The following is a 309-nucleotide window of genomic DNA, read 5'->3' as shown; positions in this document are numbered from 1 at the left end:
AGACGCGCTTTTTCGCCACCGGAGAAGCGACGGGTTTCTTCGCTGACTTTATCGCCCTGGAAGCCGAATCCGCCGAGGTAGTCTCGCAGTTTCTGCTCAAGCTCCTGCGGCGCCATGCGCGCCAGGTGCTGGATAGGCGATTCATCGGCGCGTAAAAACTCCAGCTGGTGCTGAGCGAAGTAGCCCAGCTTGATGCCTTTCGCCAGGCCAATCTCGCCGCTGATGGGGGCCAGTTCGCCGGCCAGCAGCTTAATCAGCGTTGATTTACCCGCACCGTTGCGGCCTAACAGGCCGATGCGAGAACCCGGC

1 protein-coding gene is annotated in these 309 nt (G+C 61.2%); it reads right to left on the bottom strand.

Annotation, left to right across the window (positions count from 1 at the left end; all coding sequences use genetic code 11):
- The coding region (locus FDX22_RS31940) for an ATP-binding cassette domain-containing protein (protein ID WP_255433050.1) at positions 1 to 309 on the bottom strand (309 nt) is incomplete at both ends.

Source organism: Citrobacter sp. TBCS-14, from assembly GCF_005280805.1.
GTDB classification, from domain to species: domain Bacteria; phylum Pseudomonadota; class Gammaproteobacteria; order Enterobacterales; family Enterobacteriaceae; genus Citrobacter; species Citrobacter gillenii.
Note: the sequence above shows the minus strand (reverse complement) of the source record. Positions and strands in the feature narration are given on the sequence as shown.